Origin of the sequence: Marivirga sp., assembly GCF_051117495.1 — a bacterium.
Taxonomy (GTDB): Bacteria; Bacteroidota; Bacteroidia; order Cytophagales; family Cyclobacteriaceae; genus Marivirga.
Genome location: NZ_JBNPEF010000033.1, coordinates 61,375 through 76,063, shown reverse-complemented (window position 1 = coordinate 76,063; position 14,689 = coordinate 61,375). Strand labels below are relative to the sequence as shown.

13 protein-coding genes are annotated in these 14,689 nt (G+C 35.2%); 6 read left to right on the top strand and 7 right to left on the bottom strand.

The features are described from left to right. Entirely contained in the window at positions 1 to 1,506 is a 1,506-nt protein-coding gene (locus ACFE0M_RS17055) for a DUF4301 family protein (RefSeq protein ID WP_434546997.1), read from the top strand. Between the two features lie 38 nt (positions 1,507 to 1,544). Here ACFE0M_RS17055 and ACFE0M_RS17050 read toward each other — a convergent pair whose 3' ends face one another. The 4 genes from ACFE0M_RS17050 to pgi all read right to left on the bottom strand — a co-directional run bounded on the left by ACFE0M_RS17050 (position 1,545) and on the right by pgi (position 5,058). Further along, a complete protein-coding gene (locus ACFE0M_RS17050) occupies positions 1,545 to 2,789 on the bottom strand; it encodes an NAD(P)/FAD-dependent oxidoreductase (protein WP_434546996.1) in 1,245 nt (414 codons plus the stop codon). Further along, positions 2,790 to 3,059, bottom strand: coding sequence for a type II toxin-antitoxin system RelE family toxin (locus tag ACFE0M_RS17045; RefSeq protein ID WP_434546995.1), 270 nt, complete (start codon positions 3,057 to 3,059; stop codon positions 2,790 to 2,792). Continuing rightward, entirely contained in the window at positions 3,056 to 3,256 is a 201-nt protein-coding gene (locus ACFE0M_RS17040) for a hypothetical protein (RefSeq protein WP_434546994.1), read from the bottom strand. The genes ACFE0M_RS17045 and ACFE0M_RS17040 overlap by 4 nt, the downstream gene beginning before the upstream one ends. A gap of 149 nt (positions 3,257 to 3,405) precedes the next feature. Next, the gene (gene pgi, locus ACFE0M_RS17035) at positions 3,406 to 5,058 is read right to left on the bottom strand and encodes a glucose-6-phosphate isomerase (protein ID WP_434546993.1); all 1,653 of its coding nucleotides are present in this window, start codon (positions 5,056 to 5,058) and stop codon (positions 3,406 to 3,408) included. A 325-nt stretch (positions 5,059 to 5,383) separates the two neighbouring features. On the opposite strand from pgi, the gene ACFE0M_RS17030 reads away from it, so the two are divergent. From ACFE0M_RS17030 to ACFE0M_RS17010, 5 genes are all read left to right on the top strand, one after another. Next, complete coding sequence (locus ACFE0M_RS17030; RefSeq protein WP_434546992.1) at positions 5,384 to 6,085, top strand: 3'-5' exonuclease; 702 nt, start codon at positions 5,384 to 5,386, stop codon at positions 6,083 to 6,085. Between the two features lie 60 nt (positions 6,086 to 6,145). Further along, a complete protein-coding gene (rnr, locus tag ACFE0M_RS17025; protein WP_434546991.1) occupies positions 6,146 to 8,317 on the top strand; it encodes a ribonuclease R in 2,172 nt (723 codons plus the stop codon). A gap of 130 nt (positions 8,318 to 8,447) precedes the next feature. After that, on the top strand, positions 8,448 to 9,545 hold the full coding sequence (gene hisB, locus ACFE0M_RS17020) for a bifunctional histidinol-phosphatase/imidazoleglycerol-phosphate dehydratase HisB (protein ID WP_434546990.1): 1,098 nt from the start codon (positions 8,448 to 8,450) through the stop codon (positions 9,543 to 9,545). Positions 9,546 to 9,744: 199 nt separating this feature from the next. Then, complete coding sequence (locus ACFE0M_RS17015) at positions 9,745 to 10,002, top strand: DUF6364 family protein (RefSeq protein WP_308349032.1); 258 nt, start codon at positions 9,745 to 9,747, stop codon at positions 10,000 to 10,002. An 8-nt stretch (positions 10,003 to 10,010) separates the two neighbouring features. Beyond that, complete coding sequence (locus ACFE0M_RS17010; RefSeq protein ID WP_434546989.1) at positions 10,011 to 10,424, top strand: type II toxin-antitoxin system VapC family toxin; 414 nt, start codon at positions 10,011 to 10,013, stop codon at positions 10,422 to 10,424. On the opposite strand, the gene ACFE0M_RS17005 is transcribed toward ACFE0M_RS17010, so the two are convergent. The 3 genes from ACFE0M_RS17005 to ACFE0M_RS16995 form a co-directional block, all read right to left on the bottom strand. Continuing rightward, positions 10,412 to 12,592 (bottom strand): GAF domain-containing protein, encoded by a 2,181-nt coding sequence (locus tag ACFE0M_RS17005; protein ID WP_434546988.1) that lies wholly within the window; start codon positions 12,590 to 12,592, stop codon positions 10,412 to 10,414. The two genes, ACFE0M_RS17010 and ACFE0M_RS17005, sit on opposite strands and share 13 nt — an antisense overlap. A gap of 149 nt (positions 12,593 to 12,741) precedes the next feature. Further along, positions 12,742 to 13,110 carry a CoA-binding protein gene (locus ACFE0M_RS17000; RefSeq protein ID WP_434546987.1) on the bottom strand — a complete coding sequence of 123 codons (369 nt, stop codon included), beginning with the start codon at positions 13,108 to 13,110 and terminating at the stop codon, positions 12,742 to 12,744. Further along, positions 13,107 to 14,681 carry an NAD(P)/FAD-dependent oxidoreductase gene (locus tag ACFE0M_RS16995; RefSeq protein ID WP_434546986.1) on the bottom strand — a complete coding sequence of 525 codons (1,575 nt, stop codon included), beginning with the start codon at positions 14,679 to 14,681 and terminating at the stop codon, positions 13,107 to 13,109. The genes ACFE0M_RS17000 and ACFE0M_RS16995 overlap by 4 nt, the downstream gene beginning before the upstream one ends. Positions 14,682 to 14,689 lie beyond the last annotated feature (8 nt).

Here is a 14,689-nt window from a genome sequence, read left to right as displayed (position 1 = left end):
ATGGATAAGAAATTACAAGAAGATATTCAAAAAGCAGGGAAATCGATGGAGTTGGTGGAGGAGCAGTTGGAAAGATTTAAAAAAGGATTTCCTTATTTGCCCATTGATCGACCCGCAACAATAGGGGATGGATTGATTCAATTATCTGAAAAAAGCAAAGATGAATTTATAGCTTTTTATGAAAAACAATCTCCTGAATACAATATGATTAAGTTTGTGCCTGCAAGTGGTGCGGCAAGTCGCATGTTCAAAAGATTGTATGCCTTTTTAGAAGAAGAAGAGTCCGAAGCTGAGAAAGACGATTTTTTAAAAACCTTTTTTGAGAATATCCACAAATTTGCCTTTTCAGTGGCATTGGACCAAAAAATGCAGGATAAAGGAATTGGAATTGATCAAGCTTTAAAGAATAAAGATTTTCATATAATTGTGAAAACATTATTATTGGAAGATGGCTTAAATTACGGCAATCTTCCAAAGGGCCTTTTGGATTTTCATGATTACAAATCGGGAATCAAAACTCCCGTTGGTGAACATTTTACAGAAGGTGAAAATTATGCAAGGGGTTCAGAGGGCAAAGTGAGATTACATTTTACAGTATCGCCCGAACATCAAAAACTATTTGAGGAACATGCCGAAAATGTTAGGAAAGGATTTAATCAATTTGAAATCACATTTTCCCAACAGAAACCAGAGACTGATACCATAGCAGTAAATCCTGATAATACTCCATTTTATAATTCAGACGGAAGCATTTTATTTCGTCCCGCAGGGCATGGAGCTTTATTAGAGAACTTGAATGATCTTGATAATGATATTGTATTCATAAAAAACATTGACAATGTCGTGCCCGATCACTTAAAGTTCAAAACCATTCAATATAAAAAAGCTTTAGCCGGACTATTAATGAGTGTGCAAAGCAAATTGTTTGGCTATCAGAATCAATTGGAAAGAAATATCAGTGAGCTAGAGTTATTGGAAATCGAGAATTTTGCCAGAAAGGATTTATTCTTGGTATTTAAAGATGACTATGCTCAACTTGAATTTTCCGAGAAAGTGGGTTATCTGCAATATCTATTGCATCGACCAATTAGGGTATGTGGAATGGTGAAGAATACTGGCGAGCCAGGTGGTGGCCCTTTCTGGGTAAAAGAAGAAGACGGTTCATTAAATTTGCAAATAGCAGAAACTTCCCAGATAGACCCTGACGATGAAAAAGCACAGGAGGCATTGCAAAATGCAACTCATTTTAATCCGGTTGATTTGGTATGTGGTGTTAAGGATTTGCACGGCAGAAAATTTGATTTGATAAAATACAGAAATCCTGAAACTGGATTTATAACTAGTAAATCGAAGGATGGTAAAGAGTTAAAGGCTTTAGAACTTCCTGGCTTATGGAATGGTGCTATGTCTGATTGGATTACACTTTTTGTGGAAGTGCCATTATCCACTTTTAATCCAGTTAAAACGGTCAATGACTTATTGAGGGAAGAGCATCAAGCAGGTTGATTGCTCAATTACAATCTGGAGACTTAAAAGCCTTTCAATTAATTTTGAAGGGCTTTTTCATTTTCTGAAATCCCCTCCGAAGCTAGCCAAGCGGTAGTCCAAGCAGCCTGGAAGTTAAAACCGCCCGTAACACCATCAATATCTAAAACTTCTCCGGCAAAAAAGAGCCCTGGGCATTTTCTACTTTCCATAGTTTGCATATTAACATCGCCTAATTTGACTCCACCTGCAGTTACAAATTCTTCCTTAAAAGTGGTTTTTCCTGAAGCATCATACAAATCAGCAATTAAATGATTGACCAGTTTATTAAATTTCTTTCCTGAAAAATTATTCCAGCGCAATTCCTCATCTATTTCCGATTTAGTCAATAGATATTCCCACAATCTTTTTGGAATTTGGAAAGGGTTACTGTTGAAAAGCATTTTTTTAGGATTATCAGTCTGAAATGTCGTGAGTTTTTGACGACATTCTTCTTCATTGGCATTCTTTAACCAATTGATCAGTACCGAATACTCATAATTTTTCTCATTTAAAATTCTAGCACCCCAAGCAGATAATTTCAGTACTGCGGGTCCGCTCATGCCCCAATGGGTAATCAATAAAGGCCCCTGATGGGAAAGCTTTGTACCCGCAATTTTCACTTCCACATCGGGGACTGCTACTCCCGACAACTTTGTTATATCAGCATCAGGCAAGTTAAAAGTAAATAGCGAAGGGACAGGTTCAGAAATACTATGGCCTAAATCTGCCAACCACTGAAAAGATTCTAATTTATTATGACCTCCAGTTGCAACCACTACTTTATCGCATAGTAAATTATCAGCCCCTTTGATCTCCAGTGAAAAACCATTTTCAGTTTTGGTGATGCCTTCTACAGCCACTTTGGTAAGGATTTTTACCTTATACTTTTTACATTCATTTAATAAGCAATCGATTATGGTTTGCGAATCATCTGTAATCGGGAACATTCTTCCATCATCTTCTGCTTTGACTTTTACCCCCCTGCTTTCAAACCATTGAACTGTTTCCTTGGAACCGAATTGCTCAAATGCTTTTTTGAGCTTTTTATTTCCTCTAGGATAGTTTTTGATAAGTTCTTTTGGTTCTTGGCAAACATTGGTGACATTGCATCTTCCACCTCCTGAAATTTTCACTTTGGATAAAAGCTTGGATGATTTTTCCAAAACGACCACCTCGGCATCAGCGTTTTTTGAGGCTATATTAATAGCCCCAAAAATACCTGCTGCACCCGCGCCTATGATTATGATTTTATTGGTTTCCAATTATGGGAAAAACTTGTAAATATCTTTACGGTGGGAAATGATAATTAATTTAATTTTATTGGGCGCTATTTTTTTCAAACCAATTCTGTAATCACCAATACGAATTCTAAAGTAAGTTTTGAACCCTGAAAGTTTTTTCACTTTCGGGTAGTCATTTAAATCATTTATTGATTTTAGATCGATAATTATACTTTCAATTCTAGAGTTTATAGACTCATCTTTGATTTTTGAGAGAGATTTACTAAATGACTCATCAAAAACAACCTTCATTTATTTGATTTTAGCTGATTTAAAATTTTCTCTTCTGATACTTCTTTTCCTGTCTCTACAGAATCCATAGCAATAGCGAGAGCTAAATCCTCATGTTTTTCATCAGCTAAATCAAACACCTTACTTCCTAATTTTTTAGCTAATTCTGAAAGCATTCTGCTAGTTTCATCATCGGATTTTATCAAAATAGTGCTCATTAGTGTTTCTTTTAAAAGGTATATTAATTTAATTTTTTGACTAAGCTTTTAACTTTTATTAATTTTTCAAATTGAATTTTAATAATAGAATTTTTAAAACTTATTCACATTTAAATATACATAAAATTAAGAGAATTAGTTTGCCCAAATTAACGCTCCCTCAACCTCTTATACTCATTAATCAAACCATTGGTAGAAGCATCATGTCCAATTACAGGATTGTCATGCTCCAATTCTGGTAAGATTAAGCCTGCCAATTGTTTACCCAATTCCACTCCCCATTGGTCAAAACTGAAAATATTCCAGATGATCCCTTGAACGAATATTTTATGTTCATAAAGCGCAATTAAGCTTCCTAGGCTTTTTGGCGTGATTTTCTTCATCAATATAGAATTGGTCGGATTATCACCTTTAAACACCTTAAAGGGCAATAATTTCTCAATTTCTTCCGAGCTTAATCCTTTTTGTTCCAATTCTTGTCTGGCTTCTTTCTCGGTTTTCCCGTTCATCAAAGCTTCTGTTTGGGCAAAGAAATTGGCTAATAGCTTTTGGTGATGATCACCAATTGGATTGTGCGAAATAGCAGGAGCAATAAAATCACAAGGAATCATTTTGGTTCCTTGATGGATTAGTTGATAGAATGCATGCTGTCCATTGGTACCGGGTTCTCCCCAAACAATAGGGCCTGTTTGATATGGAACAGTATTTCCATTTCTATCTACAGATTTACCGTTACTTTCCATGTTTCCTTGCTGGAAATATGCTGCAAATCGATGTAAGTATTGGTCATAAGGTAAAATAGCTTCTGTTTCAGCTTTATAAAAGTTATTGTACCAAACACCAATTAATGCTAATATGACAGGTGCGTTATTAGGTAATGGCGTGTCCTTAAAATGAATATCCATTTCATGGGCTCCTTTCAATAATTCTTCGAAATTTTTATAACCGATGTTCAAGGCAATGGATAAGCCAATAGCTGACCAAAGGGAGTATCTCCCGCCTACCCAATCCCAGAACTCAAACATATTGGCTGGGTCAATTCCGAATTTTTCCACACCTTCTTTATTAGTGCTTAATGCGGCAAAATGTTTTTTGATTGTTTCCTCCGATCCTCCATTTTCCAAGAACCATCTTCTTGCAGTATGCGCATTGGTCATGGTTTCCTGTGTCGTGAAAGTTTTGGAAGCAATTAAAAACAAAGTGGTTTCAGGATCTATTTTTTGTAATACTTCTGCTATATGCGTTGCATCAACATTGGAAACAAAATAGCTTTCAATGCCTTTTATTTTATAAGGTTTAAGTGCTTCTGTAACCATTACAGGACCCAAATCAGAACCCCCGATTCCAATATTCACAATGTGCTTTATCTGCTTTCCAGAATATCCTTTCCAATCACCTGAGTGTACTTTTTGACTGAAGCTTTCCATTTGCTTTCTCACCTTTTTCACCAATGGCATCACATCCTGACCTGATTCCATTACAGGATTGTTGGAAAAATCCCTCAAAGCGGAATGCAAAACTGCACGACCTTCTGTTTGATTGATTTTATCACCTTGAAACATAGATTCTATGGCTTCGGGCAATTTCATCTCAACCGCTAATTCAAATAGTAGTGTAAGCGTAGTATCAGTAATTTTATTTTTGGAAAAATCAATGAAAAGTGCTTCAGTGTTCAAGCTGAATTTTTCAAACCTTCCTTTATCCTCTTCAAAAAGTGTTTTAATATGGAGATCTTTAGTTTTTTGATAATGCTCCTCTAGCTTTTTCCAAGCCTTGGTTTCAATTGGGGATATATATTTCATTTTTTAAAAAGTATAATTCTAAAATTTCATGCAAAGTTAAAGCCTATACTTTAAAAAGATAGTTTTACTAAGTTTTTTGTTGAAATTAATCAGCCTTAGATATAGAATCAAAAACCTGCTTCCATCTTCTAAATACTTATTTTATAGATATTATTCTAGTTTTTAACTTCTATCTTCCAATTGTGGACCGGTCTGACCTGCGGTACTGACCTAAGTACTAACCATCCATCAGGTATTACCTTACTTCCATCTTCCATCTTCAAACTTTTATTCTTTCCATTATTTTCCATAATTTAAGCCGAACTTCAACCCATAATCAACCGAAATGGCTATACTTTTTATCGATATAGAAACCGTTCCCCAAGTAGAAAACTTTACTGATCTATCTGAAAAAGAACGATCATTATGGCGACATAAAGCCTCTTTTCTCGTAAAAAATGAAGAAACAGCAGAAGAGATTTATTCTAGAGCAGGAATATATGCTGAATTTGGAAAAATAGTAGTGGTTTCATTAGGTTGGATGTTCGGTAATGAAAAAAACCGAAAACTTAGAGTGACTACTTTAGCAAATGATAATGAAAAGGAGTTGCTCATGGAACTCTCTGAAATTTTCCGAAAAGTGGATGATACTCATTCAGTCATTTGTGGGCATAACATAAAAGAGTTTGATATTCCATATATTTGCAGACGTATTTTGATAAATGGCTTAAAACTTCCATCGATATTGGACGTTGGTGCAATGAAGCCATGGCAGACTCCCTACTTAGATACTTTGGAAATGTGGAAGTTTGGAGATCGTAAACATTATACCAAACTAGATTTATTGGCACATATATTTGATTTACCAAGCAGTAAAGACGATATTGATGGAAGTCAAGTATATGAAGTCTATTATAAAGAAGGTGATTTAAAAAGAATTGCCGAATATTGTGAAAAAGATGTAGTGCTCACTTGCCAATTGTACCAAAGAATGACAGGGCAACCCATCTTGCAAGAGGAGCAAATCATTAAAGTTAAGGATGAATGATTTATTGATTTCTTCATATATACATAATCACATCCTTTTCAAAACATTTTAATTTTAAACATGAGTAAAAAAAGAAATAAAAAAGGACCAAAAAAGTCCAAAAGAATAATTAAAAGCATACCCGAACTAAAACAAGAAGTTCTTCAAATTTTAGATTTTAACCTTCACAAATCCTTTACAGTCAGAAATATAGCTAAAGCGATTGGTAGTAATACTGCTGAAGCTAAGCGACTGATAGATAAAGTATTGATTGAATTATTGAAAGAAGGTAAAATTGAAAAAGCTTCCAGAGCTACTTATGTATCCTCTAGAGAACCTGAGTTTATAATAGGAAAAGTGGATCACGTAAACCCAAGATTAGCTTACATCATTTCTGAAGACAGGGAATCAGATATTATTGTTAAAACAGATAAACTGAAAGGTGCCTTTCATAAGGATACAGTTAAGGTAGTCATTACTAAGAAAAATAAAGATGGCAGGGAAGAAGGAAAGGTAATTGAAATTGTGGAAAGAGCGAAAACCCAATTTGTGGGTAGAATTGATAAATCCGTCCGTTACGCTTTTATGATTCCTGATAGCCGATATATCCATACTGACTTCTTTATCAATAATGATAAATTAGGTGGAGCCCAACATCAAGACAAAGTAATTGCTGAAATCAAAAGCTGGGGCGATACAGACAGAAAACCAGAAGCCAAGGTTATTAAAGTGTTAGGACCAGCTGGAGAGAATGAGGCAGAAATTCATTCTATCATGGCGGAGTTCGAATTGCCAATGGAATTTCCTGAGGCAGTGGTAAGGGAATCTGAAAAGATCAGCGATCAATTGCCTGAAAAAGAAATTTCAAAGCGGAGGGATATGCGTGGAACTACTACTTTTACCATTGATCCGGAAGATGCTAAGGATTTTGATGATGCCATTTCATTTAAAAAGTTAGACAATGGTCATTACGAAATCGGAATTCATATTGCAGATGTAACTTATTATGTGCAACCAGGCACTCTATTGGAAGAAGAAGCTTTTCATAGAGCCACTTCTGTATATTTGGTGGATAGAACGATCCCCATGTTGCCAGAGAGACTTTCTAATGGATTATGCTCATTAAGACCCAATGAGGATAAATTTACCTTTTCAGCCGTTTTTGAGCTGGATGATAATGGAACAATTCATAATGAATGGTTTGGTAGAACGGTTACACATTCCGACAGAAGATTTGCCTATGAAGAAGCTCAAGCAGTTTTGGAAGCGGGAATTGGCGATCATGCCGAGGAACTCACTACACTCAATTCTATAGCCAAAAAGTTAAAGGAAACGCGTTTTAAACATGGAGCCATTGCATTTGAATCTGTAGAAGTGAAATTCAAGCTGGACGAAAATGGTAAACCTTTAGGGGTTATTCCGAAAGTTAGGAAAGATGCCCACAAATTAGTGGAGGAGTATATGTTGTTGGCCAATCGAAAGGTAGCTGAGTTTATTGCGACCAAAAAGAAAGGGGATCAAAAATTGACTTTTGTTTATCGTCAGCACGATTATCCTGATCCAGAAAAGTTGAGTACATTCTCTATTTTCGCCAAGAGATTCGGACATGAGCTAGAAATTGAAGAAAAAGCAGTTGCTAAATCTTTGAATTCTTTGATGAACGAAATTCAGGGTAAACCAGAGCAAAATGTGCTTGAAAGTTTAGCGATTCGATCCATGGCCAAAGCGAAATATACCACTAAAAATTCATTCCACTTCGGATTGGCATTTCAATATTATACCCACTTTACTTCCCCAATTAGAAGATATCCTGATGTGATGGTCCATAGATTGTTGCAACATTATTTAGATCAGGGTAAATCCGTTAATGCTGAGGAATTTGAATCAAAATGTTTGCATTCATCTGAAATGGAGAAAAGAGCTTCAGATGCTGAAAGAGCTTCTATCAAGTACAAACAAGTTGAATTCATGGCTTCTGTGGAGGATAAGGCATTTGATGGCTTGGTAACAGGTGTAACTGAATGGGGGATTTTCGTGGAAATCATAGAAACCAAATGCGAGGGCATGGTTCGTCTAGTTGATATGACGGATGATTATTATGAATTTGATGAGAAAAATTACAGAATCATAGGAAGGAACAATAAACGTATGATAACGCTTGGAGACCCTGTAACGGTAAGAGTGAAGGCTACTGATATTGATAAAAGAACTATTGATTTAGAGTTTTGTGAAAAGGAAGAGATAAATGGATAATCAAATAATATAGAATTCCAATCTACCTATTTCATTTTGAAAGAAAGAAATGTTTGATGTATTCAGATATTTCTTTTTTTATTTTAAATCAATTTCAATTCACTAATTTTGAGCTTACAATAATTTAAAAATGAAGAAGAAAGTATTATTTATAGATAGAGACGGAACCATTATTCAAGAGCCACCAACGGATTATCAGGTAGATTCATTGGAAAAGCTGGAATTTTTACCTTACGCCATTAGTGCGTTACAATTTATTGCACAGAATACAGATTATGAACTGATCATGGTCACTAATCAGGATGGATTGGGAACGGATTCATACCCTGAAGATACTTTTTGGCCAGCACACAATAAAATGCTGAAGCAATTAGAGATTGAAGGAATTACGTTCGCTGAGCAACATATTGACAGGAGTTTTGAAAAAGATGGAAAGGAAACTCGCAAGCCTGGAATAGGAATGTTGAAAAAATACTTTTCTGAAGACTATGATTTGGCCAATAGCTATGTAATTGGGGATAGAAAAACGGATGTTCAATTAGCTCAAAATTTGGGTGCTAAATCTATTTTTATTGGGGATGATTTATCTGAAGCTACCATTTCATCTCAAGATTGGCGGGAAATTGCTCGCTATTTGGTGATGCCAGAAAGAACAGCTTCCATTTCTCGTAAAACAAATGAGACGGATATTAAAATCAATCTTAATTTGGATGGAAGTGGAAAAGCGGATAATTCAACAGGATTGAAATTCTTCGATCATATGCTGGACCAGCTTGGTAAACACGGAGGCTTAGATTTATCCATTCAAGTGAATGGTGATTTGGAAGTGGATGAACACCACACCATAGAAGATACGGCTTTGGCCCTAGGAGAAGCATTTAAGCAAGCTTTAGGAAATAAGAAGGGAATCTATCGTTATGGGTTTTTATTACCTATGGACGATGCACTAGCTCAAGTTGCGATAGATTTTGGAGGAAGACCATGGATCAACTGGAAAGCAGAATTTAAAAGGGAGATGGTAGGAGATATGCCCACTGAAATGTTTTTTCATTTCTTCAAATCATTCTCTGATGCAGCTCAATGTAATTTGGATATTCAGGTTAGCGGAGATAATGAACACCATAAGATTGAGGCTATTTTTAAAGGGTGGGCTAGAGCTATTAAAATGGCCGTAAGCCGGGATGAAAGTCGCTTGAATGATTTGCCTTCAACCAAAGGGGCTTTGTAATAATAGCTGAAAATCTGGAAAGCCTTATTTGGGAAATGATTGGTGTGCCACCAACCATTGAAACAATGTGCCTCGGTCAAGGGCACACCGACTGCAATCAGTTTTTATGAAAATGGCGGAATTTCCTAGAAATTTTTAACTACTATTTTGATTTATACGTATAAAAATTTTAAATTGGTGGTATAAAAATTTGGGGATTATGGACACTAAAGTTACTTTATCTTTTAATGAAGAAATTATTGGCAAAGCAAAACAATTTGCGGAGCAAAATAATATCAGTTTATCTCGCCTTACGGAGTTTCTATACAAGCAAATTACCACGGGCGAGTATAAATCATTAGATGAATTACCAGTTGCTGATTGGGTGAATCAAGTAGCGGAAGGAAAGGCTGAATATCACACCAAAGCTCGTAAAAGAAAAGATATGAAGGCAGAATATTTATCTTCCAAAAAATGAAAGTCTTTTTGGATGCCAATATTCTTGTGTCTGTTCTCAATAAAGAATATCCTCTTTTTAACCATAGTGCTAGAATCTTAAGTTTAGCAGGTCAATCTAAATTTGAATTTTATACTTCTCCAATTTGTTTAGCTATTGCTTTTTTCTTTGCTGCCAAGAAAGTGAATGAGGAAAAAGCCAAAGAGAAAATCTCTTTATTATGCCAGCACATTAAAATTGCAGACGCTGGTCAATATGGAGTTGGAAAAGCATTAACTAATAAAAAAATCCATGATTTGGAAGATGGCTTTCAATATTATGCAGCCGAACGAGTTGGGTGCAAAATTATCCTGACTGAAGATAAAGATGACTTTTACTTTAGTGAAATTGAAGTTTTAAATTCAAGTGAGTTTATTGCAAAAAAGTGTAATTATTTAGCTTGAAATAGATGTTTTAGCACTCTTTTCCCAAACTCTGCATCTTTTTTATTGAAAAGTACTGCATGAAAAATTTCTCCTTTATGCTCAATCTTGGTAATCACGAATCGTGCATCAAATATATTGCTGAATTTATCCATGATTTTAGTTTCCTGCCTTTCAGATACACCCGTTAAGATGAAATTCGGGTCATTTTGAAGCTCTTCTATTTTCTTTTTCAATGAGATTTTAAATACCAATTCTGGATGGTTTCCTAATAAATCATTTTGATTGTATTGAAGCTCATCCATTAAATAATCATTTGAAGCAACTATTTGATAGTCATTATTGATAAACAGCATTCCTTCATAAACTTTTCCTAAGAGGCTATTCATCATATTGAGTTGCATGTCTTTGAAATTGATAGTCTCATTTAATGATTTTTGGTTTCTGCTCATCTCTTCCTGAGTGGCTTGTAGTTCTTCCATATTTTGACGCATTTCCTCTTCTTGTGCACGCATTTGCTCTGTCATTTCTTGTGACTGCTCTAATAATTTTTGTGTTTGCTCCTGCATTTTTATGGATTCGATTACACTTCCCAATCGATTGACTAATTCCAGTAAAAATTCTTGTTCATGCTTTTCGAATACTTGAAATGAAGCTAATTCTATTACGCCTACTATCTGATTATCAGTTTTAAGTGGTAAAATCATAATCGATTTTGGAGGCGCATCCCCTAATCCTGATGTGATATTAATATAAGAATTTGGAACTTCAGTCATGTAGATATATTCACCTTCTAGCCAAGTTTGTCCGATGAGGCCTTCTCCCATTTCCACTTTTTTATGGATATATTTCTTTTTATTAAAAGCATAACATGCTTTTAATTCCATATATGCTTGTTCTTTTTCATCATTTAGAATAAAGAAAGCTCCTTGATTGGCATTAACATATTTTACGGTTTCACGGATTATTGAATCGGCAAATTCACTCAAATCTGCGTTATTACCTTTCATCAAATCGGAAAAATGGCTCAATCCTTCTATAGTCCAATTTCTAACTTTGTCTTGCTTGGCTTTTTGTTCTAGTGATTCATTTTTGTCTTTAATGAGTTTAAGGTTTTCCCTCAAATTTTCGAGCATAAGGCTGAAATTTTTATTCAAACTGCCGATCTCATCTTTACCATTATAGTTCAATTCTTTTCCTGCACTGCTATCACCTGCTAATACTTTCTTTACAATATCGTCCAACTTTATAATCGGTTTGGAAACGGTTTTTCTTAGATAGTAAACCAAAGCAAAAACGGTTATTAATAATAATAAAAGTGTTATTCCGATTACTAAACTAGCAGTCTGTCTTAATGCATTGTTTTGCTCATTGATTTTTTGATATAATAAAGAAATTTTCGGTTCTGTTTCTTTTTTACTTCGGTTGAGTTGCAAGAATTGCCCTGCTTTCTCGTTCAAGCCAATTGCAATTTCAGTTTGAACAATTTTATCGAAATGATTTTTGTAAGCTTTAATAGCTTCAATGGTTTTTGTTTTATAAACCTCAGTCATGTGGGGGAATTGCTGAACATTTGCATTTTTGATAAATTCAATAAATTCATCGGCAGTATTATGTAATTTATCTGTATATGACATATCTTTTCGCAGTGCGAAATCTTTTTCATGTCTCCTTAGGCTGAAGGCAAATACTTTTTCCTCTGCAGATTCGCATTTTTGAAGGTCGTGAACATAACTTCTCATTTCCCCTTCAAGGCCGTGGTCTTTAAAACCACGAACAAAAAGTAATTTTCGCAACTCCTCAAATGATTTTTTATAGCTGGTAATGGAGATTAGAATTGAACTGAATTCGCTAGATAGGTCTTTGTTCTCAACAAATTCAGTTGTGGTTTTATCTTCTAAAGACTTTGCCACTTCATCAATTTCAGTAAGAAACTGTTGGGTAAGGTTACTTTGCCCATCTTCTAAAAAGTCAATTTTTTTCCAGCCAAATATGAGGAAATCTTGCTCAATTTTTTGCGCATTATCAAAACGCATCATGGATTCAGCCACATCAGATTTTATTTGCTGATATTTATCTACTTGACTCCACAGATAGCCCACCACTAACCCTCCGACTAGCATCATGAATAGCAATAAAGAAAAGGAAAGAATAAATTTTTTACGAATAGCTAAGTCTCTTATCTTCATTTATTATAATTTTTAAACGAAGATAGTGGTCAAGGGAAGATAAGCTGTTAAGTATAAAAAAAGTCTTTATTATGCTTTAATTATCTTCTTAGATAAAAATTATTGATAATTTAATTTACTAGGAATAGTCTAATTATTTCTCTCTTTAATTAATATACTCCACTTCCTAGCATCACTAATGTACAAGCATTTTCAGTTTCTATTCCTCTTTCATTAGCTAACTTTACTAATTCAGGATTTTCAGTTCCAGGATTGAAAATGATTCTTTTGGGATTAAGACTGAGTAAATAATCATAATATTCAGGTTGATGCCTGGCGCCTAAATAAAGTGTAATAGTATCAACATCTTTAACTTTTGGAGATTCTCGGATATCTAAAATTTCTTCGCCAAATACTTCTCCTTTTTTTATTCCTACTGGAACGATTTCATGCCCTGCATTGGTTAATCTATCCGCAGCAAAATATGCGTATCTTGATGGATTGGTAGTAGCTCCTATAATGACTGTTTTCTTACTCATTTTTTAGTTTGATAAATTTCAATAACTTTTTCCGCACATCTTTCCCCGTCCATTGCGGCAGAAACAATTCCACCTGCATACCCAGCACCCTCTCCACATGGGAAAAGTCTTTTAGTTTCGGTATGTTCTAACGTTTCTTTGTCTCTAGGGATACGAACAGGGGAGGAGGTCCGGCTTTCAACCCCAACAATAATAGCCTCATTCGTAAAGTATCCATTCATTTTTTTACCAAATGCTTTAAATGCTGTTTTCAATCTTTCCGTAATGTAAGGAGGCAATACTTCATCCATGCGTGCCGAAAAAAGACCTGGTTGATAAGAAGTATGGGGTAAGTCTTTGCTGAACTTTCCTTGGGTAAAATCAATCAACCGCTGAGCGGGAGCAGTTTGAGTATTTCCGGCAATTTTACAAGCATTTTGTTCTATAGATTTTTGCAATTCCAATCCTTTTAATGGGCCAAATTGCTTGAATTCTTCCATGTCGTCCAATTCAATGGCCACCACAATTCCTGAATTGGCAAAACGCGAATCCCTTCTGGATGGACTCATTCCATTGACGACTATTTCACCACTTTCAGTTGCGGCAGGAACTATAAATCCACCCGGGCACATACAAAATGAAAATACTCCCCTTTGTTTATCCTCAAAATAGGTTTGATGAACAAGTGCATAGGAAGAAGCAGGTAAATAGGGTCCTCTTTCTTCACATCTATATTGAATTTTATCAATGATTTGCTGTGGGTGTTCAACTCTAACACCTAATGCAAAAGGCTTGGCTTCTATCAAGATTTTATTTTCATGTAATAATTGAAATATGTCTCTAGCGGAATGACCTGTTGCTAAAATGAAAGCATCTGCCTTAAATTCATGTCCATTGGCAGTGGTAACAGATTTAAGCTCATTTTCTTCTACCTTAAATCCTGTTACTTTTGTGTCAAAATGGACTTCACCACCATGGGCTAAAATACTTTCTCTTATATTTTGGATGATTTTAGGCAGTTTGTTTGTGCCAATATGTGGATGAGCATCTATCATGATGTCTTCCTTAGCACCATGTGCAACTAATATTTCCAAAATTCTATAGATATCACCCCTCTTTTTTGAGCGAGTATAAAGCTTGCCGTCTGAGTAGGTACCTGCACCGCCTTCTCCAAAACAATAATTACTTTCTGGATTTACGATATGCTTTTTATTAATATCTGCCAAATCCCTTCTTCTGCTCCTAACATCCTTTCCTCTTTCTAATATAATAGGTTTCCATCCTAGTTCAATCAATCTTAATGCTGCAAATAATCCGGCTGGCCCTGCCCCAATGATGACGGCTAAATATTCAGAATCATGTACATTGGGTAAATCCTCAATTTTATAATTTATTCTGGACGGAAGCGCATCATTTTCTGCTATTTCTACCTTTATTCGGACTTTTACTTCCCGCGAGCGGGCATCTATGGAACGTTTGGCAATTCTAAAGTCTGTAATGGATTTTAACCCCAGTCTATTTTGAATGACTGTTAAAATCTCCTCTTCGTTGAAAGCCTCTTCTGGCTTTAAAACTACTTCTTTTTCGATCATCTGATAAT

Bases quoted from the DNA above. Each gene is read 5' to 3' on its own strand.
- ACFE0M_RS17000 (WP_434546987.1), bottom strand. From the start codon at position 13,110: ATGAGTAAGAAAACAGTCATTATAGGAGCTACTACCAATCCATCAAGA.
- ACFE0M_RS17045 (WP_434546995.1), bottom strand. From the start codon at position 3,059: ATGAAGGTTGTTTTTGATGAGTCATTTAGTAAATCTCTCTCAAAAATC.
- ACFE0M_RS17005 (WP_434546988.1), bottom strand. From the start codon at position 12,592: ATGAAGATAAGAGACTTAGCTATTCGTAAAAAATTTATTCTTTCCTTT.
- ACFE0M_RS17040 (WP_434546994.1), bottom strand. From the start codon at position 3,256: ATGAGCACTATTTTGATAAAATCCGATGATGAAACTAGCAGAATGCTT.
- hisB (WP_434546990.1), top strand. From the start codon at position 8,448: ATGAAGAAGAAAGTATTATTTATAGATAGAGACGGAACCATTATTCAA.
- ACFE0M_RS17015 (WP_308349032.1), top strand. From the start codon at position 9,745: ATGGACACTAAAGTTACTTTATCTTTTAATGAAGAAATTATTGGCAAA.
- pgi (WP_434546993.1), bottom strand. From the start codon at position 5,058: ATGAAATATATATCCCCAATTGAAACCAAGGCTTGGAAAAAGCTAGAG.
- ACFE0M_RS17055 (WP_434546997.1), top strand. From the start codon at position 1: ATGGATAAGAAATTACAAGAAGATATTCAAAAAGCAGGGAAATCGATG.
- rnr (WP_434546991.1), top strand. From the start codon at position 6,146: ATGAGTAAAAAAAGAAATAAAAAAGGACCAAAAAAGTCCAAAAGAATA.
- ACFE0M_RS16995 (WP_434546986.1), bottom strand. From the start codon at position 14,681: ATGATCGAAAAAGAAGTAGTTTTAAAGCCAGAAGAGGCTTTCAACGAA.
- ACFE0M_RS17030 (WP_434546992.1), top strand. From the start codon at position 5,384: ATGGCTATACTTTTTATCGATATAGAAACCGTTCCCCAAGTAGAAAAC.